This window comes from Micromonospora sp. NPDC020750 (genome assembly GCF_044334565.1).
Classification (GTDB): Bacteria; Actinomycetota; Actinomycetes; order Mycobacteriales; family Micromonosporaceae; genus Micromonospora.
In genome coordinates this window covers 92,335-110,959 of the sequence record NZ_JBIRTH010000012.1, presented here as the reverse complement: position 1 = coordinate 110,959, position 18,625 = coordinate 92,335, and the positions used below count along the sequence as shown (strand labels likewise).

The following is an 18,625-nucleotide window of genomic DNA, read 5'->3' as shown; positions in this document are numbered from 1 at the left end:
GGAGGAAAACCCCCATGGCCGAGACCGTCACCCCGACGGTGGACAACCCCCCGCCGCCGGCGAGCACCGCCCGCGAGCGGCGCGGCTGGTACCTCTACGACTGGGCCAACTCGGCCTTCCAGACCACGGTCATCACCGTGTTCCTCGGCCCGTTCCTGACCACCGTCACCGAACTGGCCGCCGGCTGCGAGCTCGGCGCGGACAGCTGCGACGGCTACGTCCACCCGCTGGGCATCCGGGTCGCCGCCGGCTCGTACTACCCGTACCTGATCTCCCTGTCGGTGTTGCTGACGGTGTTCGTGCTGCCCGTGATCGGCGCGGTCGCCGACCGCTCGGCGCACAAGAGGCGGCTGCTCGGGGCGGCGGCGTTCACCGGCGCCGGGGCGACCATCGCGATGGCCCTTGTCACCGGTGAGCGGTACCTGCTCGGCGGGGCGCTGTTCCTCGTCGCGAACATCTCCTTCGGCGCCGCCGTGGTCGTCTACAACTCGTTCCTGCCGCAGCTCGGTGGCCCCGACGAACGCGACGGCATCTCCAGCCGCGGCTGGGCCATCGGCTACCTCGGCGGCGGGGTGCTCCTGGCGCTGAACCTGGTCGCGGTCACGATGTTCAGCGAGGACGGCAACCCGCAGCGCACCTTGGACCTGGCCCGCTGGTCGATCGTGTCCGCCGGCGTGTGGTGGGCGGTGTTCACCCTGGTGCCGCTGCGCTGGCTGCGTGAACACCCCACCGCCGCGGCGCTGCGTGGCGGCGGCAACGTGCTCAGCGACGGGTTCCGGCAGCTCGGCCGCACCCTGCGGGAGATCAAGGCGTACCCGCTGACCCTGTACTTCCTGCTGGCGTTCCTGGTCTACAACGACGGCATCCAGACCGTGATCACCCTGGCCAGCCAGTACGGCACCGAGGAGCTGCACCTGGAGCAGGGCACCCTGATCGTGACGATCCTGCTGGTGCAGTTCCTCGCCTTCGGCGGCGCCCTCGGCCTCGGCGCGCTGGCCCGGCGGATCGGGGCGTGGAAGACGGTGCTGATCAGCCTCGTGCTGTGGACCGGTGTGATCATCGCCGCTTTCCGGCTGCCCGAGAAGGCCCCGCTGCCGTTCATGATCCTCGGCGGGGCGATCGGCCTGGTCCTCGGCGGCAGCCAGGCACTGAGCCGGTCGCTGTTCAGCCAGCTCATCCCCGCCGGCAAGGAGGGCGAGTACTACGGCTTCTACGAGATCAGCGACAAGGGCACCAGCTGGCTCGGGCCCCTCGCGTTCGGGCTGGTGTTCCAGCTGACCCAGTCCTACCGGGTGGGTCTGGTCTCCCTGCTGATCTTCTTCGTGGTCGGGTTCGCGCTGCTGGCCGCCGTGCCGATCCGCCACGCCATCGTCGCCGCCGGCAACACCCCGCCGCGGGTGCTGTAGCGCGCCGGTCCGGTGCGTGGGTCCCGTATCCCGGGGCCCACGCACCGGACCGATGGCCGGCCGTCGATGGGCTAGGCTGCCCCGACGTGACCGACGACGCCGCCCCGATCTGCCTGGCCCGGCCCCTCCCCGGCCCGGACGACACCCGTGCCGGCTGCGCCGCAGCCCGGGGCGTCGATGGCCGCCCGCTGCACGCCGCCGCGCTGAAGTTCTTCTGGGGGCCGATGGACTGCGGCAAGTCCACGATGGCGTTGCAGATGAACTACAACCACGCCCGGCAGGGTCGCCGTGGCCTGGTCACCACCCGCATCGACCGGTCGCTGGGCCCGCAGGTCACCACCCGCATCGGGCTGGCCCACTCCGCGATCGAGGTCACCGACGGCCTCGACCTGCGCGACCTGGTCCGCGACGCCTGGGCCGAGGGGGTCCGGGTGGACTACCTCATCTGCGACGAGGCGTCGTTCTACGACCTCGAACACATCGAGCAGATGGCCGAGCTGGTCGACAACTACGACGTCGACGTGTACGCCTTCGGCCTAGCCACCGACTTCCGGTCCTGCCTGTTCCCCGCCGCCCGGCGGCTGTTCGAGCTGGCCGACTCCGTCGCCCGCATCCAGGTGGAGGTGCTGTGCTGGTGCGGCAGGGAGGGACTGCTCAACGCCCGCGTCGTCGGCGGCCGGGTCGTCCGCGAGGGTGAACAGGTCGTCATCGGCGACACCGCGAACAGCGCGCAGGTGCGCTACCAGGTGCTGTGCCGGCGGCACTACCGCTCCGGGGACCTCGGCGGCCGGTAACACCGCCGACGGGTCAGTACGGGTCCCCGCACACCCGCCAGCCGTCGGACTCCCGCACCACGGGCAGCTCCCGCTGTTCGCTGCCGCCGCCGTCGCGGGTCAGCCGCACCGCCACCGTGCCCCGGGGACGGCCGCCTCGGGTGGCCACCGCCACGTCGGTGATCTCGAAGCCCGTGACCTGCGGCGGGGTCCGCAGCCACGCGGCGAAGCCCGCCGCGCTCCACCGGCTGCGCGCGTCGGCGCACAACCGCCCGTAGGCCCGGTCGACGTCGCCGGCGGACACCTCCCGCAGGAACCCGTCGGCGGTCTCCCGCACCGGGCCGCTGGACCCGGTCACCACCTGCACGTTCCACGCCCCCAGACCGGCCACCCCGACCAGGCACAACCCCAGCCCCGCGCCGGCGGCCAGCAGCCCGACGCGCACCGGCCGGCGCCGCCGGGCCGGCCGGCTCCACGACCGCTCACCGCCCATCACCTCCGACCGTAGGCGGCCGGCCGCCGGCCCGCAGCAACTCGCCCCCGGTCGCCTCCGGGGCGCACATCGTCTACCGTCGGCGCACACCCCGACGCGAGCGCCCCGGAGGCGAGACGATGACCCGTTACGTGCAGCCGGTGCCCACCCCCGAGGACCCGTACACCGGGGACCGCCTGCTGCGGTCCTGGCTGCGACGGCAGCTCGGCGCGGACGGACACGACGCCGCGCAGGGCCCACTGACCGACCTGGCCGCCGACGTGGCCGGGCCGCTGCGCGCCGCGCACGCCGACGCCGAGGCCCACCCGCCGACCCTGGTCCGCTACGACCCGTGGGGCGCCCGCGTCGACCGCGTCGACACCTCCGCAGGCTGGCAGGCCCAGCGCGCCGCCGCCGCCCGGCACGCCGTGGTCGCCCTGCCCTACCTGGAATCGGCGCGCGGCACGTGGGGCGCCGCCACCCGCGTCGTCCAGCACGCCCTGCTGCACCTGTACGGGCCGGAGTCGGCCACCTTCTCCTGCCCGGTGGCGATGGCCGACGGCGCGGCGGCGCTGCTCAGCCTCCCCGAGGTCGACGCGGGCGTCCGCGACGCGTGGCTGCCCCGGCTCACCTCCACCGACCCGGACACGGCGATCGTCAGCGGGCAGTGGATGACCGAGTCGCAGGGCGGCTCCGACCTGTCCCGCTCCACCACCACCGGCCGGCCCGCCGCCGACGGGTCGTGGCGGCTGACCGGGGACAAGTGGTTCTGCTCCGCCGCCGACGCCCCGATGGCGGTGGCCCTGGCCCGGCCCGAGGGAGCCGGCCGGGGCAGCCGGGTCCTCGCCCCGTTCCTGGTGCCCCGCTACGCCGCCGACTCGCCGCTGGCCGGGGCCACCGCCGCCCCCGACACGCCGGCGCCCGGGGTGACCGTGCACCGGCTCAAGGACAAGCTGGGCACCTGGGCGCTGCCGACGGCCGAGATCGGGCTGCGCGACGCGTACGCGCTGCCGCTGGGCGACCCGGCCGTGGCCGGACTGGTCCGGGCGATGACCCTGGTGGTGGTGACCCGGGTGCACAACGCCTCCGCCGCGGCCGGCGGGATGCGCCGCGGCCTGGCCTACGCCCGCGCGTACGCCGACGCCCGTGCCGTCGCGGGCGGGCGGCTGACCGACAACCCGCTGCACCGGGCCACCCTCGGCGCCCTCGCCGTCGACGCCGCCGCCGCGTTCGCCCTGGCCGGGCACGCGTTCGCGCTGCTCGGCCGGGTGGAGGTGGGCGCCGACCCGGACGCCGCCGCCGAGTTGCGGGTGGTCGCCCCGCTGGCCAAGCTCGCCACCGGCCGGCTCGCCGTCAGCTCCGCCAGCGAGTACGTGGAGTGCTTCGGCGGCGCCGGGTACGTCGAGGACACCGGCGTGCCCCGGCTGCTGCGCGACGCGCAGGTCCTGCCGATCTGGGAGGGCACCACCAACGTGCTCGCCCTGGACGTGCTGCGCGCGGTCACCCGGGAGGACGCCGGCGCGCCCCTGCTGCGCCGGCTGGCCGCCGCCGTGGACCTGGCCCGGCCGCTCTCCCCCGCCCTGGCCGACACCCTCGCCACGGTCACCGGAGAGCTGACCACCGCCCTGGCGGACGTCACCGCCGACCCGCGGGCCGCCGACGTGGTCGCCGGGGCGCGCGGGCTGGCATTGCGCCTGGCGGCGGCGCTGGCCTGCGCCCTGCTCGTCGAGCACGCCGCGTGGGGCGACGAGCAGGCCGAGGTGGCCGCCCGGCTGTGGGCCCGGCGGCGGCTGCGCCACGAGGACATCTCCGGCGACGCCCACCAGCACCTCGACCTGCTCTGCTGAGCGGGCGCGTCGGGTGCGACGTCAGGGTGTCAGCTCCGGCGCCGCGCCCGCGCCGCCCAGATCACGTACGCCGGGTCACGGTCGAGGTTGTGCCGGTCCCGGTCGTAGCGTCGGGTGGTCCTCGGGTCGGCGTGCCCCATCGCGTCCTGCACGTCCTCCAACGGCACCCCCTCCGCCCGTGCGGTGGTGGCGAACGCGTGCCGCAGCGAGTGCGGGGACAGCTTCGCCCACGCCGGGATGCCCGCGGTGCGGGCCAGCCGGCGGACCAGCCGGAACACCGAGTGCCGATCCAGCCGGGCGCCGGTCGCGGTGACCAGCAGCGGGCCGGTCAACTCGTGCACCGCGACCCCCTGCGTCGCCGCCCGCTCGGTCAGGTAGGCGTCCACGGCGTACGCGGTGGACGGGGTCAACGCCCGCCGACGCGGCTTGCCGCCCTTGCCGACGAACCGGACGCTGCGGTGCCCCCGCTCCGCACCCAGGTCGGACAGGTTCAGCGAGACCAGCTCCCCCACCCGCAGTCCCAGGTCGGCCAGCAGCCCGACCGCAGCCCGGTTACGCGCCGCGGTCGGCCCGGTCTCGGCTTCCGCGGCGGCCAGCAGCGTGTCCACCTCCTCGGGGGTGAGACCCACCGTCGCCGAGTGGTCCCGGTCGACGCGGGGCCGGTCGGCGCCGGAGACCGGGTTCGCCTCGACGGCGCGCAGCTTCACCAGGAAGTCGTACCAGCTGGACAGGGCCGACAGTTTGCGGGCCACGGTGGCCGGGGTCAGCGGCTGGCCGCTGCGCGCGGCCGGGGTTGCCTCCAGGGACCGGCCGTAGGAGTTGACGTCGAGGAAGTTCGCCCGCAGCGGGTCCAGGTCCCGGGCCACACACCAGGCCAGCCAGCCGGCGACGTCCCGCCGGTACGCGTCGCGGGTGTGCTCGGACAGCCGCCGGTTGCGCAGCCACGCCTCGGTGAAGTCGCCCGGCCCCGCGCCGGAAAGGGCCGGGCGGGCCGACGGACGGGACAGCACCGGGAACTCGGAGGGCTGCATGTGAGGAAGACTCTCAGCCTGCGGTCGGATCGCCGGTGAGGCGCGCCCGGGCGGGTTTTCCCCCGGTCCCGTTGATGGTCACCGGGTAGCGACGGCTACCGCGCGGGGCTGGTCGGCCGGGCCCGCAGTGGCCCCAGGTCCGGGTTGCCCAGCAGCGGACGTGACCGGGGGCGGGCGGCCACGCCGGCCACCCGCCCCCGGTGTCGAAAAGTCAGGCGTTGATCTCCTTACGACCGTTGCCGGTGGCCGTGACGGTGACCCGGCGGGGCTTGGCGCGCTCCGCGACGGGGATCCGCAGGGTCAGCACGCCGTTGTCGTAGCCGGCCTCGAGCTTGTCGGTGTCGAGGGTGTCGCCGAGGAACAACTGCCGGCTGAAGGTGCCCATCGGGCGTTCGGCGGCGACCATCTCGACGCGCTCGCCGATGGGGCGGCGGCGCTGCGCGCGGACGGTCAGCACGTTGCGTTCGACCGTGCAGTCGATGCTGTCGGGGTCCACCCCCGGCAAATCGAACGCGGCGTAGAAGTGGTCCCCGTCGCGGTAGGCGTCCAGGTGCATCACCGCGGGACGGGAGGTGGTGCCGAAGAACTGTTCGGCAAGCCGGTCGATCTCACGAAACGGGTCGGTACGCATCAGCATGGTGTGCCTCCTACGGGTCTCCTGGCCGAAGGTGCCATGTTGAGCCTTGGTGACTCAACTTCCTGGTTCTTATTTACCGCACGCCGCCGCCGTCGTCAACCGACGCAGACCCATCGCCGACTGCGGTGGAAAAGGCCACGTCGCCGCCCGGTTACGCGGCAGCGAAAGGTCTGAGCGGTGATCCAGGCCGGGTGCTGTGGCTGGTCGTGATCCCCTCACCCGTGCAGGCCGCCCGTCAGCGGCCTGCACGGGTCAGCGCCGCCAGTTCGCCCGGCCGGTGAACGCTCCAGCGCCCAGACCAGGGCGATCCGGCGCCGCCGGGGGGACGTGGCGGCGGGTTGCACGGTCGTGCTCATGCACGGCGAGGCCGGCGCGGTGGCCGAGCGCCCACCTGATCCATACTGGACGTGTGCTCTGGGGTGTCGACGGTCCGCAATTCCTGGTGGACTACGTGGTGGCGGTGGCCGTGGCGCTCACCGTCGCCCTGTCCGTTCGCTGGCTGACCGGATGGCGCACCCGGGGCCGCGAACCCGGCGTGACCGCCCTGGCGTACCTGACCGACCGCACCGTTCTGGCCTGCCAGGTCGCCGCCGCCGCGCTGCGCCGCGCCGGGGTGCTGCGGGTGGGTGAGCTGTCCACCCTGGTCGCGACCGGGCCGCCCCCGGCACGGTCGGGGCCCCTCGTGCGGGCGGTGCACGCTGCGGTACGGCAGCCGCAGACCTGGGCGGCGGTGCTCGCCGACCCGGGTGTCAACCAGGTGCTGCGCCGGCTGGTCGCCCGCCTGCTGCGCGACGGCTGGCTGTTGACCCGCTGGCAGCGCCGTCGCATCGCCCTCGCCGCGTTGCCGCTGTTCGGGGTGGCCGCCGTGGGCATCCTCCGGCTGGCCGAGAGCGCCCTGCTGTCCCACGACATCGGCGGGCCCGCCCCCGTCGTCGGCCTGCTCCTGGCCTGCGGGGCCACCCTGCTCGGCGGGTGGCGGCTGTGTGACGTGCCGGAGACCGGGGCCACGGCCCGCAGGCTGCTGCGCCGCACCCGACGCGCCCACGCCGACCTGGACCCGCAGCACCGGCCGGTGTGGCGCGAACGCGGCACCGGCGAACTGCTGACGGCGATGGCGCTGTACGGGCCGCGCCCGCTGCTCGCCGTCGACCCGACCTTCGCCGACCTGGTCGGGGTACCCGACGAGAGCCCTCGCCCGCCGACTCCCCGGCAGCTCGCGCGCCGCGAACGGCGCGGCGCTCTGCGCCGGTGACAGGACCGGGGCCGGGAACGTCGCAGGACGTTCCTACAGTGAGGCCATGCTGTCCGACGTCAACGGCCTGGCGCGTCACTTCACCCCGGAAAGCCTGCGGGAGCATCTGCTCCAACGCTCGGCGCGTTCCGACGACGGCTGTCTCATCGTCCGTGGGTACGGCACCCGACGCGGGGTCCACCAGAAGATCGCGCGCCGGGCGTGGGCGCACATCGCGGCGTACGCCGTGTTCGTCGGCGGTTACGACCCCACGCTGGACGTGCACCATGTCTGCGGTGTCAGGGACTGCGTCGAGCCGACCCATCTACAGCAGCTCACCCGGGCCGAAAGCTGCCGCAGCCGTGTCCGCGATCCCCGATGCCGCAACGGGCACGAGCGGGAGATCGACGAACGGACCGGGCAGTACCGGAGCGTGTGCCGGGCCTGCAACCGAGAGGCGCAACGTCGTTGGCGCGAGCGGGAGGCTGCCGCCGTGGCCCGCGCCCAAGCCGAGACCTGGACCGGCTGACCCCCGTTTCTGAATTCTCCGTCCGCCATAGGGTGCGGCATCCCGCGCGGGCCTCGTGTCTCTACTCTCCCCCCGGAGACCGGATAAGGCAGGTCTGAGCGCTCGCCGACCTGGTTTGTCCGGGTCCGGTGAAGCTGACAAGGCGTGCCTCCGTCGAGCTGGGGTTTATCAGATGCACGGGGCCTTCCATCCGGCGTCCGGTCCGCCGTATCTGATAGGAGCGAAATCGGGCTGGTCGCTTCGAAGGCGAGTGCGTCGGTCATCTGGGTCGATCCGTTCGTGGAGCGGGTGTCGATGCCCCGGATCCGACCTCGAACTCCGAGAGATTCGAGCGCTGACCGCCCGCCACCGACCGAAGGCTCGCGACCACACCCCAGCAGTTCCCCTCCAGCTCAACGGCGGACAACTTCAGAGATCGCAGCCAACCCACCGACGTCGATCTTCTTATCAGGTCGGGTGGACCGTTTGTCACACCGGTGGTCCGGCATGCCCGGCGCCAGGCGGCTCGGCCAACGAGGTTAGAACCCGCGCGCATGCCGTCCTCCGGATGATGAGGTGACACGGTGACCAACCACGATGACGAGACGGCTGTCCTACCGTTGACGCTGGCTTGGGTGAGCCGGCACCTGGATGTCGGCGAACGAATCGTCAGGACCGAGATGCTGCACGGCGGCATCACTGCCCAAATGCGGAGGCTGACCATCGGCAGGCCGGACGGCAGCACCCGGGTCCTGGTGCTGCGGAGCTTCGTCGACCCGTTCTATGTAGGACACGCCAAGGACTGGCTGAACAGGGAGGCCGACGCCCTTTCTCTGCTCACGCGGACCAGCGTGCCGGCTCCTGGACTGGTCGCGGTCGATCCGACCGCTACGCATTGCGAGTATCCATCGCTCCTGATGACACATCTGGCAGGCCGGCCGATCCTCCACGATGAGGGCGTGGAGACGCGCGTTCTCCTGCTGGCCCGTCAACTCGTGGCGATCCACGCGGTGCGACCCACCGAGCGGCCCCGAAAGTATGCGACGTTGACGACCGCGGACACCGTCGTCACTCCGAAGGGCGCCGACGCGGGGGCTTGGGCCGCAGCGATCGACGTGATCCGCAAGCCCGCGCCGCCCTATGACGGGCGATTCCTGCACCGGGACTTTCAACCCGGCAACGTGCTGTTCGACGTGCCGTCCCCAGGACCGGCAGGTACCCGGATCACCGGGGTCATCGACTGGGCAGGGACCTCCTGGGGCCCGGCGGATCTCGATGTGGCGCACTGCTCCACCAATCTCGCGCTGTTGCACGGCCCGGCGTGGGGCCCGCAGTTCGCCCAGGCGTACGAGGAGGCCGGTGGGGTGCTGGCCGCAGCCGCGAGCGAGCGGCTGTACTGGCGAGTGCGGGACGCGCTGGCGTGCTCAGAAGAGGTGCAGTCGGTGGCGCAGCCATGGCGCGAGGCAGGCAGGACAGAACTGACAACGCGGGCCGTGGAGGAGCGTCTGAACGCCTATGTCACCGCCCTGATGGACGCGTCGGGCTGAATCGAGGCAGGTTCGGCGCACGGCAGGAGCTCCATCGTTCACCGCTCAACCAAGCGAAGGCTCTGGTTCGACAGCGGTCACGTCATGATCGGCGGGCCACCCTCTTGTCAGGTTGGTTGGACCTTTGTCAGGCCGGCGGTCCGACGTATCAGTTACGCGGGGACGCCACCAGCTACAGCGGGACCCGGATATGGCTGTTGCCGGGCGGGGAGCACCATCCCAACTCCTTACGCACAATAACTGTCATTATGATGCGTTGACCTTTTGCCCGATTCATCCGCCCTGATTACTGGATTTGCGTTACCGGTAATCCAGTAATCAGGGCGGCGATAGCCGAGGCCGCGCCAGCCAGTGTGACGGCCAGCCCCGGGGCCTCGACTTCCCGAGGTGCCAGCCTCCGGCGCAGCCGGAGGCTGGCACCTCGGGAGCGGCAGGGCCGGAGTTGAGGAAGAGCGGTACAGCGGTTAGTGCTGAGAATGATCTTGCTCTGGACGCACATGATCGCGTTCGGTGCGGTGACGGCGTGCACCAGCATCACCGGGTTGCCGTACCTGTAGCTGCCGTGCCGCTCGCGGCCGCCGTCACCACAGCCGCAAGCCGCGCCGCCGTGCGTAAGCAGATGACCGAACTCACCGAGCAGACCCGGCGGTTGATCAGCTGCTCATCGCTGGTCCTGGTCGCCAGCGTGGACGCCGAGGGCAACTGCGACGTCTCCCCGCGCGGCGGCCCCGCCGGGTTCGTCGCCGTCCTGGACGCGCGGACGGTGGCGATACCGGACGCGACGGGCAGCAAGCGCCTGGACAGCCTGCAGAACGTCATCGCCACCGGGCCGGCCCGGCTGCTGTTCGTCATCCCGGCGCGCACCATGACACTCAGGGTGAACGGCCGGGCCTGCGTCTCCACTCGCCCCGAGCTGCTGTCGCAGCTGACCGCCGTGGGCAAGCCACCGGCCAGTGCGCTGGTGCTGGGCATCGAGGAGGTCTACCCGCACTGCCCCAAGGCGCTGCTGTGCAGCGGGGCCTGGAAACCGGAGCAGTGGCTGCCGGCGGAGCCCAGCCGACCTCGGCCGAGGTGACGCTGGCCCCAGCTGCGGATGCCGGAGCTGACGATCGCCGACATCGAACAGGTGGAGGCGGACTCGCTGAAATACCGCTACGAGTGACGGGCCGCGGACCCACCGCCGTGCGCTGAGGCCGAGGTCGGCGCAGGGCGGTGGGTCCGTCGTCGCGTCCTATTCCTCCGGCTCCCAGGCGATCAGCTGGTCGAAGACACGCCGGTCGCCGTCGAGCCGCAGCGAGTCCATCGGAATGCGGCCGTAGCAGAACATGACCAGCTCATTGGCCGTGCCCCGGGCGGAGACATAGGCCGCCTCCGGGCCCTCGCCGGCGACCGGCGTGGGGAGGCGGGCGGTCCGGGCACCGTCGGCGGAGAACCAGAGCCGCCAGGAACGGCCCTCGGTGGCGTGGTAGTCGATGACCGCGGGCTTGTGCGGCCACGCGACCGTCGTCGCGACGCAGGTGGTCAGGAACTCGTCGACACCGTCGAGGGCCACCTCGTCCGGCAGCGGCTGCGGGGCGCCCACGGCGACCTGGGCGTCGTAGGTGTGCACGGCGACCTGCTGGAGCTGGTGCCGGGCGACGGCACCGGTCGTCTGCGGCGACTGCGACAGACCCCACCACGTCCAGCAACCACGATCCGGGCCGGCCTCCCGCAGCGCGTCCAGCAGTTCCCCCGTCGACGCGGCGAACCAGGCCAGCAGGGCCTCGCGCTCCCGGGGCGCCACCGTGGCGGACATCGCCGGCGGAGCGTCGGCGGGCCCCGCGGCCACGATGGCGGCCCACTTGCGGCGCCCCTCGCCCAGGTGCTGCACCAGGTCGAACAACGTCCACTCGGGGCAGGTCGGCACCCGCACGTCGAGGCTGGGCGCCGCGGCGACCGCCGCCAGGAAAGCGGTCGATCGTTCGTCCATCAGCCGCAACAGGTCAGCGAACTCCAGGTTCTTTTCCACTGCGGCTTTGTACCGCCACCCTCCGACAACCGACAGCGGATTTCCCCACCCCCGGCGACGGGGCCACGCGGAAAATCCGTTGCCCGGCGGCCCACGGGTTGACCATGCTGACGCGCATGGATCAGTAACCAGTGGCGCACGTGCGCGATGAAGACGGGTTCGAGTCACCTCCCCGTCTCCGTCCGCCGTGCCACTCGAAGCCCGCACCGCGTGACCGGTGCGGGCTTCCTTCACGCGACGTGATCTGCGACGTCGCGCCAGCCGGCGTGCTCCCCGTCGAGACGCCGGCTGCCCGCCACTGGATCCGGGAGGCACCCCCGGCGCGCCATCGCGCTGCCAGGCGCCTCCTGCCTAGACCTTGGAATCGCCGAAGCCATGAATAGTTCCCGCCATATCCGCGTGCCGGCCCACGGTCGCGGACCCGGCATCGACCGCAAAGCGCTGTGGGTGGTCAGCGAGCTCGGACTGCCCACCATCGTCAAAACCTGCGTGTCATGCAGGTCCACGCGGCACCGTCCCACCGGCAAGATCCGGGTCAACGCCAACCACAAGCTGCTCGACGTATGGCTGCTGATCTGCTGCGACCTGTGCGGCCGCACTTCGAAAATCCCCGTCCACGAGCGCATCAACGTGCGGGCGCTGGACAACGAGCGGCTACTGATGTTCGAGAACAACGATCCGGCCATGGTGCGACAGCTGACCATGGACGCGGCGCTCGCCCACAAGGCCGCCTACCAGCTCGACTGGACCGGCACCTGGCAGCTGGACACCGACATACCGTTCTACGACCTCCAGCGCGAGGATGCCGCGCCACTCGAGGTCATCATCAGGTTCGAGCTCCCGGCACCCATCCGGGTCGAGAAGCTGCTCACCGCCGGGTTCGGCCTGAGCCGCCCCGCCGTGCGAGTCATGGTCGACTCCGGGCGCATACGCCTGCCCCTGCCCATCGACGCCAAGGCCCGCGAGGACTTCACTTTCCTGGTCGTCACCGCCCCACCGCTGTCACCCGAGCGGGCATGAGGTGCCGCCCCACGGCGCGATGACCTGCGCCGTGGGGCGGCCCGTACCATCCGGCCCCGCCGGCCGTAGCGGTCGGCGGGGCCGGCCCAGCGTGCGGCGGCTCACTTGAATGTGCCGGCCTTCGCCCACACGGACATGCCTGCGTGCGAATCCCGTGCTTCAAAGACCTCCGCTTGGCTGTCCGCGACATCTCGCCTGAGCGACTACTCCCGCCTCGCGAGCAAGCATCCACCCTCGGGGCCGGACAGCACCTCCGCTCGCGGCCCGCGCCGCGGACACCGAACCCGCGCCTTATCGCCCCGTTACACACCGCTGCCACGCACTCAGACGGGCGCCCCCTTAAGGCCGGGCGCGGATCGCCTGCGTCATGGCCTCAGTCGACACCGGCATCGGGTCCGGCTGCGTCCCGGTCGCGTTGGGGCGCCGGTAGGAAACGTGTCACCAACCGCAAACGCCGTTGATCACAAGTGCTCGATGTAGCCGGCGGGGATGTCCTCGGGCGGGTTGGTGTAGCGCTGGGACTGGTGACCGGGCCTGCGTTCGAGTTCGTAGGCGTCGCTGCCGGTGGCCTCGGCGAGCGCGAAGGCGAACGAATGCCGCAGGTCGTGGGGGCGCAGCGGGCTGATGTGCCGGGCCGGGTCCGGTGTGTTCGGCGTCGTGGGAGCGGCTGATCTGTTCGCAGATCAGGTTGATCGATCGTGGGGAGAGCCGGCCGTCGGGGCGCCGGGAGCCGATCGAGGCGGCGGACAGGAACAGCGCGGGCGTCGTCGCGCCGGCATCGCCGGGGCGTTCGTGTTCCAGGTAGTCGGCCAGGGCGGTGCGGCCGTCGGCGCCGAGGAACACGGTGCGGCTGGTCCGGCCCTTGCCGCGCACGCCGCTGATCTTCGCCTTCTTCGCCGCGTGAAGCGCCTCCGGGTGTTCGGGGTTACCTGGTCCAGGTCGAGGTTGACCAGCTCCTCGCGGCGCAGACCGGTGCCGAGCAGGGTGTACACGATCGCGTAGCGGCCGTGCAACTCGCCAACCGCGCCTCGGCGACGGCCCTCGTGCCGGTGGAAGCGCGGCAGCCGGTCGAGCACGTTCTTCAGCGTGCGGACCTGACCGGGGCTCAGGGCACGGGGTTCGAGCGGGCAGGTCACCGACCCTGGCGCATGGGCGGCAGGGCGGCGGTCGTGAGCGCACACCCAGGTGGTGAACCCGGACAGCGAGACGAGGTGGGTGTTGACCGTCGCCGGAGCCAGGCCGAGTCCGCCGGCGTCCCGGTTGGCGGTGAGGTGGGTGCGCCAGGCGACGACCTCGCGCTGGACGACGGCGGAGAGCCGCTCGTGGCCGTGGGCGGCATGGGAGTAATCGCGGAACCGGGCCAGGTGCAGGGCGACCTCGGCCGAGCGGAGCCCGCGGACGGCGGCGTCGAGGTACCGGCCGGCCCACACACCTCGATCGCGTGCGGGTCTCGAAGAGGTCGACGGGCTGGAAGCGCTACTCAAGGGCTTCCGAGCTGGTACCGGCGCTGGGGCCGCGGAGACCGTGTAGCCAGCCGGGCTCGTCGCCGCGGTCCACTACGGCCTGTCCTGTCGATCAATGTGAGCCAGGCCAGTTCGCCTCCGTGGGCATACGTCCGGACGGCCGTAGGAACACATCCCCTGCTCTGCCCGGAGTTTCCTCCTAGGCGGACTCGAGGACGAAGAAGAGGAAACACATGAAGGACCCGGAGTCCAGGTCGGGCGGAAGCAGTTCCGCCGGAGTGTCCGGAGAAGGGGGCGGCTCGCTGATCGTCGCGATGCGGAACCCAGCAGCAGCAAAAGCATCTGCCATGGCGTGCAGCGGCCGGTGCCAGAAGGTCAGCCACACAGTCTGGCCGTCCATGATGTAGTCCTCGGAGTACTTGGTAAGCGCAAAGTATTTGCGATACTCGATCGCATGGGCGACGGGGTGATTGACCGAGAGCAACAGGCGACCGCCTGGCTTCAGCACGCGACGCAGCTCGGCGAGAGGGCCGGACCAGTCCTCCAGGTAGTGCAGGACCAGGGACGCGACGACGTCATCGAACTCGGCGTCTGGAAACGGCAGCGGCGCGCTCAGGTCCGCCACATGCAAGTCGGCGTCCTCACCCAGCCTCTGGCGGGCCAGGTCGACCATGGCCGCACTCACGTCAAAGCCGGTGACCACGGCACCCTTGGCGCGCAGCGCAGCTGACAACGGGCCGGAACCGCACCCCGCGTCGAGGATTCGGCGGCCCGAGACGTTGCCGGCGAGGCGAAGCATCGCGGGCCGCTCGTAGTAGGCGTTGAAGAGGCCGGACTCGTTCTCCGCCGAGTAGACGTTCGCAAAGTTGTCGTAGTCGCTTGTCGCCACCGTGACCCATTCCTATGAGAGGCAAGGGTGTATTCCTACCAATTCCGCGTGGGTGCGGCAAACAAGCACCCCGGCCCGTGCGCGTGCGCGTGGATCCGATCCCACGCCCCGTCCGCCGCCGCAACCGCTCATGGCAGCTTTTCCACGGCCCATGGCGGTCGGGCAGGTCCCGTACGGCATTCCGGTCAGCAGCTTCCACAAATTCCGTTGATGACCTCGCCGTACGGGGCGGTGTGCGTCCAGAACAGCGGGGTCAGGCCACGCCGGTCGGCGCCGGTCGGCTGCGCGGCCCAGCCGTCGTCGGCGAGGACGTCCTGGACCGCGAACAGCCGTGGGTGCGGCCCCTGCCGTTCCACTCACGACGAAGCGGTCGTGGGCACTGCCTCGGCGCGCGGGCGTGGGAGTGCGGCCAGCGCCAGGCCGAGCAGGGCGCAGCCGCCACCGACGACGAAGAGCAGCGAGAACGTCGGCTGGCCCAGCCATTCCCACATCGGGTGCCACGACGGATGCGGTTCGTCGAGATGGTGCTGCGCCGTCAGTGGTACCGCGAACAGGGTCGGCGCCCACCACAGGACCATGGTCGCACCGAACAGGGTCGTGACGACCCCGCCCGTCAGGCGCCGCCCGTCGGTGCGGCGGCTTGCCCAGCCGAACAGCAGGAAGGCGGCGACCGCGCCCGCGAAACCGCCGACGACCGCGAACGGGTAGACGGTCGGCGGCGTCGCGCGTTGGAAGGTTGCCGTGAGGAACGTGCTGTCCGCGGTGGACTCGGAGTTCACCTGGAGCGTCAGCGTCGTGTTCCCGCGCTGCGCGACGAGGGTGGTGTCCGTCGGAATCGCCGACGGATCGCACGGCGGCCCGATGCACTCGTACATGTTGCGCACGATCGGCCTGTACACCGTCCAGCCGGTCTCCCGCAGCCGCTGCCGGGTCAGGTCGAGCGTCTCCTGCGGCGACTGGCTCGGGACGCCGTCGACGGCGCCGCCGACGCCATTCAACGCGTATTCAGCACCGTCGCCGAACAGCATGTCGTTGGCGGCAGCCCAGCGGAGCGGCTGGCCGTAGATGACGAACATGGCCGGCGCGTCCTCGATACCGCGGAGTTCCTGCCCGGGCAGGAACTCCGCGAGCATGGCCCGGGTCTGCGCGGCCCGGGGCAGCGGTTCGGCCGTCTCCCAGCCGGCGCGCGTGGCGAACGCGGCGGCGAAGACCCCGCTGATGATCGCGGCGAGGACCGCCCAGGCGGCGACGGTGCGGCTGGCGGGGCGGCCGAGGCGGGCCCGCAGCCCGTGCCGGATCAGGTTGGCGGCCTCACGCACCGTCGGCCGGGTGCGCCCGGGCGGGGTCGCCTCGATCAGGGTGGCGAGCAGTTCGTCGCGGCGGTGGGCGCGCGGGTAGCAGAAGAGCAGCCGGCGGTACCGCCGGGCGAGCGGCCCCGTCATCAGGCGATGCCCGGGCGGAGGGTACGCAGCCGGGCCTCGGCCGCGCCGGTGAGCTGGCGCAGCCGGGCCGTCTCGACCGTCAGGGCCGTCAGACCTCGCGCGGTGAGCCGGTAGTAGTGGCGCACCCGGCCGTCGACCTCCTCGTCGCGGTCGTGTTCCACGAGTCCCTCGGCGGTCAGCCGGTCGAGCGCGGTGTAGAGCGTGCCGGTGAGGAGGTTGACCCGCCCTTCGGAGAGCACCTCGACCTCCTGGACGATGCCGTACCCGTGGCGAGGGGCCCCGGCGAGCGCGGTGAGGATGAGGAACGTCGGTTCACGCATCGGCTTCACACCGCGAATCATACGTAGATGATCAATCTATCGTCAAAGGTTCCTTGCCGGCACCTCGACCAGGAACGTGTGGCGGTACGGCCGCAGGGCGTCGAGCTTCTCCCCGCCCGGTCGAGACGCGGGCGTGGCCGATGCGGATTTCAGCGGTGACCGCTGGGGTGGGGAACTTTTTGAGACTTCCGGGCGGGTCGCTGGACCCCACGGAAGCGGCCGTCGGAAAACGGAAGTCATTCGAGGGGAAGGTTGTTCGTGGCGAGCGACGGCTCCTCGGGCAGGCGTGCTTGGTAGCCGGCGATGACGAGTTGGGCGCGGTCTCGGGCTCCCAGTTTGGTCAGCAGCCGTCCGACATGTGTCTTGAGGGTGGCGCGGCTGATGTGCAGGGCGGCTTGAATCTCGGGATTGGACAGGCCTCGGGTGATGAGCGTCAGGACTTCGCGTTCGCGGGGCGTCACGCCGTCGAGGGGTCGGGTGGCGGTCGGCCGGTTGGTGAAGGCGGCGATGAGGCGGCGGGTGACGGTGGGGGCGAGCAGTGCCTCGCCCGCGGCCACGGTGTGGATCGCGTCGAGCAGCCGGGGTGGGGTGGTGTCCTTGAGGAGGAAGCCACTGGCGCCGGCATGGAGTGCCCGGTAGACGTGGTCGTCGAGGTCAAAGGTGGTCAGGATGAGCACCCGGGGCGGGTGAGGGCTGGCGGTGAGCTGTGCGGTCGCGGTGATGCCGTCGATGTCCGGCATGCGGACGTCCATGAGGGCGATGTCGGGACGATGTTCGGCGGCGAGTGCCAGGGCTTCGCGTCCGGTGCCTGCTTCGGCGGCGACGGTGATGCCGGGGCTGGCGTCGAGCAGGCGGCGTACGGTGGCTCGGAACAGGGGTTCGTCGTCCGCCAGCAGTACGCGGATGGCGTCGCTGCTCATGCCGGGAACGGGAGGGTCGCCCGCACGGCGAATCCGCCGGTCGGCTGTGGGCCGGTTGTCAACGTGCCGCCGTGCAGGGCGGCACGTTCCCGCATCCCTGCCAGCCCGTGTCCGGGGGCCGTGTGACGGCGGGCGGTGGTAGTGCCGTCGTCGACCACGCAGAGTGTGAGGGCATGGGGCGTCGCTGTGACGGTCACGTGGCAATGGCGTGCCTTGGCGTGCCGGCGCACGTTGGTGAGGGCCTCTTGCAGGATGCGGTAGGCGGAGGTCTGCACGGCAGCCGGCACGGCCGACAGGTGTGGCCCGTCCACGGTGACGTCCACACCGGCCGCCCGGGCGGCCTCGATCAGCCCGCCGATACCAGCCAAGTCGGGTGAGCTGTCCTGGCTGTCATCGGGTGAGGGTTCGTCGCGCAGCCCACCCAGTACGGCCCGGACGTCGTTCAAGGCGCCGCGGCTCACCTGCTCGATGGTGCGTAGGGCGGCGTTCTGCTCGGTGCCCAGGTGTTGTGCGACGGCGGCGTTCATGGCGATCAGGCTGAGATTGTGTCCGACGACATCGTGGACGTCCCGGGCGATGCGCAGCCGTTCCTCGCTGATCGCCCGAGCGGTGCGCAGCCGGGTCAGTTCAGCGGCGTGCCGGCGGCTGCTCCGCACCGCCCAGGCCAGCGACCACGAGCCCGCGATGACGGCGATGCTCATCGCGGTCGCCAGCCAGGGCGTGGTGCTGAACGACTCCACCCCATCCGTGACAGGAATGAGGGGAAACCGGCTCGTGGCAGCGTCGCTGAGCCCGGGAAGCAGAACCGCTGCCAGCGCGGTCGGCAGACCCCAGGCCGCGGCCTGGGCCGAGATGACTGCCACCGGGTAGAGCGCGAACGCGACGGCCCACATCGACACCTCCGCTCCCACCCCGGCGAGCACCGCAACAGCCGCAGCCGTGCCGACGAGCGCCAAGACGGGCACCGGCCGCCGGCGGCGCGCCGCGAGCGGCAGGCCGACGAGCGCGGACAGCGCCCACACCGCCACGCCGGAAGCCGGCGTTCGCAGCACGGCGGCGGCCGTGACGGCGACCGCGAGCAGCACGTCGGCCATGAGGAGGGCGCGGCGGG

The 18,625-nt window shown here is 71.8% G+C and carries 18 protein-coding genes and 1 pseudogene; 8 read left to right on the top strand and 11 right to left on the bottom strand.

What is annotated here, in order from left to right; all coding sequences use genetic code 11:
- The first annotated feature begins 14 nt into the window (after positions 1-14).
- Complete coding sequence (locus ACH4T9_RS28880) at positions 15-1,406, top strand: MFS transporter (protein WP_396674262.1); 1,392 nt, start codon at positions 15-17, stop codon at positions 1,404-1,406.
- Between the two features lie 86 nt (positions 1,407-1,492).
- The gene (locus ACH4T9_RS28875; RefSeq protein ID WP_396674264.1) at positions 1,493-2,200 is read left to right on the top strand and encodes a thymidine kinase; all 708 of its coding nucleotides are present in this window, start codon (positions 1,493-1,495) and stop codon (positions 2,198-2,200) included.
- 13 nt (positions 2,201-2,213) lie between these two features.
- On the opposite strand, the gene ACH4T9_RS28870 is transcribed toward ACH4T9_RS28875, so the two are convergent.
- Complete coding sequence (locus ACH4T9_RS28870) at positions 2,214-2,672, bottom strand: hypothetical protein (RefSeq protein ID WP_396674266.1); 459 nt, start codon at positions 2,670-2,672, stop codon at positions 2,214-2,216.
- A 119-nt stretch (positions 2,673-2,791) separates the two neighbouring features.
- Here ACH4T9_RS28870 and ACH4T9_RS28865 point away from each other — a divergent pair, with 119 nt between their 5' ends.
- The gene (locus ACH4T9_RS28865; protein WP_396674267.1) at positions 2,792-4,498 is read left to right on the top strand and encodes an acyl-CoA dehydrogenase family protein; all 1,707 of its coding nucleotides are present in this window, start codon (positions 2,792-2,794) and stop codon (positions 4,496-4,498) included.
- 29 nt (positions 4,499-4,527) lie between these two features.
- Here the strand turns inward: ACH4T9_RS28865 and ACH4T9_RS28860 are convergent, their stop codons facing one another.
- Positions 4,528-5,529, bottom strand: coding sequence for a tyrosine-type recombinase/integrase (locus tag ACH4T9_RS28860; RefSeq protein ID WP_396674269.1), 1,002 nt, complete (start codon positions 5,527-5,529; stop codon positions 4,528-4,530).
- 211 nt (positions 5,530-5,740) lie between these two features.
- A complete protein-coding gene (locus tag ACH4T9_RS28855) occupies positions 5,741-6,166 on the bottom strand; it encodes an Hsp20/alpha crystallin family protein (protein ID WP_396674270.1) in 426 nt (141 codons plus the stop codon).
- 409 nt (positions 6,167-6,575) lie between these two features.
- Here ACH4T9_RS28855 and ACH4T9_RS28850 point away from each other — a divergent pair, with 409 nt between their 5' ends.
- From ACH4T9_RS28850 to ACH4T9_RS28835, 4 genes are all read left to right on the top strand, one after another.
- Positions 6,576-7,418: a TIGR04222 domain-containing membrane protein gene (locus tag ACH4T9_RS28850; RefSeq protein ID WP_396674271.1), complete on the top strand. Its 843-nt coding sequence runs from the start codon at positions 6,576-6,578 to the stop codon at positions 7,416-7,418.
- A 46-nt stretch (positions 7,419-7,464) separates the two neighbouring features.
- Positions 7,465-7,926 carry an HNH endonuclease gene (locus ACH4T9_RS28845; RefSeq protein ID WP_396674273.1) on the top strand — a complete coding sequence of 154 codons (462 nt, stop codon included), beginning with the start codon at positions 7,465-7,467 and terminating at the stop codon, positions 7,924-7,926.
- Positions 7,927-8,489: 563 nt separating this feature from the next.
- Positions 8,490-9,452 (top strand): phosphotransferase family protein, encoded by a 963-nt coding sequence (locus ACH4T9_RS28840; RefSeq protein ID WP_396674275.1) that lies wholly within the window; start codon positions 8,490-8,492, stop codon positions 9,450-9,452.
- A gap of 619 nt (positions 9,453-10,071) precedes the next feature.
- Positions 10,072-10,527, top strand: coding sequence for a pyridoxamine 5'-phosphate oxidase family protein (locus ACH4T9_RS28835; RefSeq protein ID WP_396686871.1), 456 nt, complete (start codon positions 10,072-10,074; stop codon positions 10,525-10,527).
- Positions 10,528-10,683: 156 nt separating this feature from the next.
- Here ACH4T9_RS28835 and ACH4T9_RS28830 read toward each other — a convergent pair whose 3' ends face one another.
- Positions 10,684-11,460 (bottom strand): maleylpyruvate isomerase family mycothiol-dependent enzyme, encoded by a 777-nt coding sequence (locus ACH4T9_RS28830; protein WP_396674278.1) that lies wholly within the window; start codon positions 11,458-11,460, stop codon positions 10,684-10,686.
- 375 nt (positions 11,461-11,835) lie between these two features.
- On the opposite strand from ACH4T9_RS28830, the gene ACH4T9_RS28825 reads away from it, so the two are divergent.
- Complete coding sequence (locus ACH4T9_RS28825) at positions 11,836-12,480, top strand: DUF1062 domain-containing protein (protein WP_396674279.1); 645 nt, start codon at positions 11,836-11,838, stop codon at positions 12,478-12,480.
- A gap of 683 nt (positions 12,481-13,163) precedes the next feature.
- Here ACH4T9_RS28825 and ACH4T9_RS28820 read toward each other — a convergent pair.
- From ACH4T9_RS28820 to ACH4T9_RS28790, 7 genes and pseudogenes are all read right to left on the bottom strand, one after another.
- The gene (locus ACH4T9_RS28820; RefSeq protein ID WP_396674281.1) at positions 13,164-13,910 is read right to left on the bottom strand and encodes a hypothetical protein; all 747 of its coding nucleotides are present in this window, start codon (positions 13,908-13,910) and stop codon (positions 13,164-13,166) included.
- A gap of 232 nt (positions 13,911-14,142) precedes the next feature.
- Positions 14,143-14,832, bottom strand: a complete 690-nt coding sequence (locus tag ACH4T9_RS28815) for a class I SAM-dependent methyltransferase (protein WP_396674283.1) — start codon at positions 14,830-14,832, stop codon at positions 14,143-14,145.
- 80 nt (positions 14,833-14,912) lie between these two features.
- Positions 14,913-15,161, bottom strand: a pseudogene (locus ACH4T9_RS28810) (transposase); the annotation flags it as partial.
- A gap of 27 nt (positions 15,162-15,188) precedes the next feature.
- A complete protein-coding gene (locus ACH4T9_RS28805) occupies positions 15,189-16,274 on the bottom strand; it encodes a hypothetical protein (protein ID WP_396674285.1) in 1,086 nt (361 codons plus the stop codon).
- Entirely contained in the window at positions 16,274-16,594 is a 321-nt protein-coding gene (locus tag ACH4T9_RS28800; protein WP_396674287.1) for a PadR family transcriptional regulator, read from the bottom strand. The genes ACH4T9_RS28805 and ACH4T9_RS28800 overlap by 1 nt, the downstream gene beginning before the upstream one ends.
- Positions 16,595-16,830: 236 nt before the next feature.
- Positions 16,831-17,514 carry a response regulator gene (locus tag ACH4T9_RS28795; protein WP_396674288.1) on the bottom strand — a complete coding sequence of 228 codons (684 nt, stop codon included), beginning with the start codon at positions 17,512-17,514 and terminating at the stop codon, positions 16,831-16,833.
- On the bottom strand, positions 17,511-18,608 hold the full coding sequence (locus ACH4T9_RS28790) for a sensor histidine kinase (protein WP_396674290.1): 1,098 nt from the start codon (positions 18,606-18,608) through the stop codon (positions 17,511-17,513). The genes ACH4T9_RS28795 and ACH4T9_RS28790 overlap by 4 nt, the downstream gene beginning before the upstream one ends.
- Between the last annotated feature and the right edge of the window lie 17 nt (positions 18,609-18,625).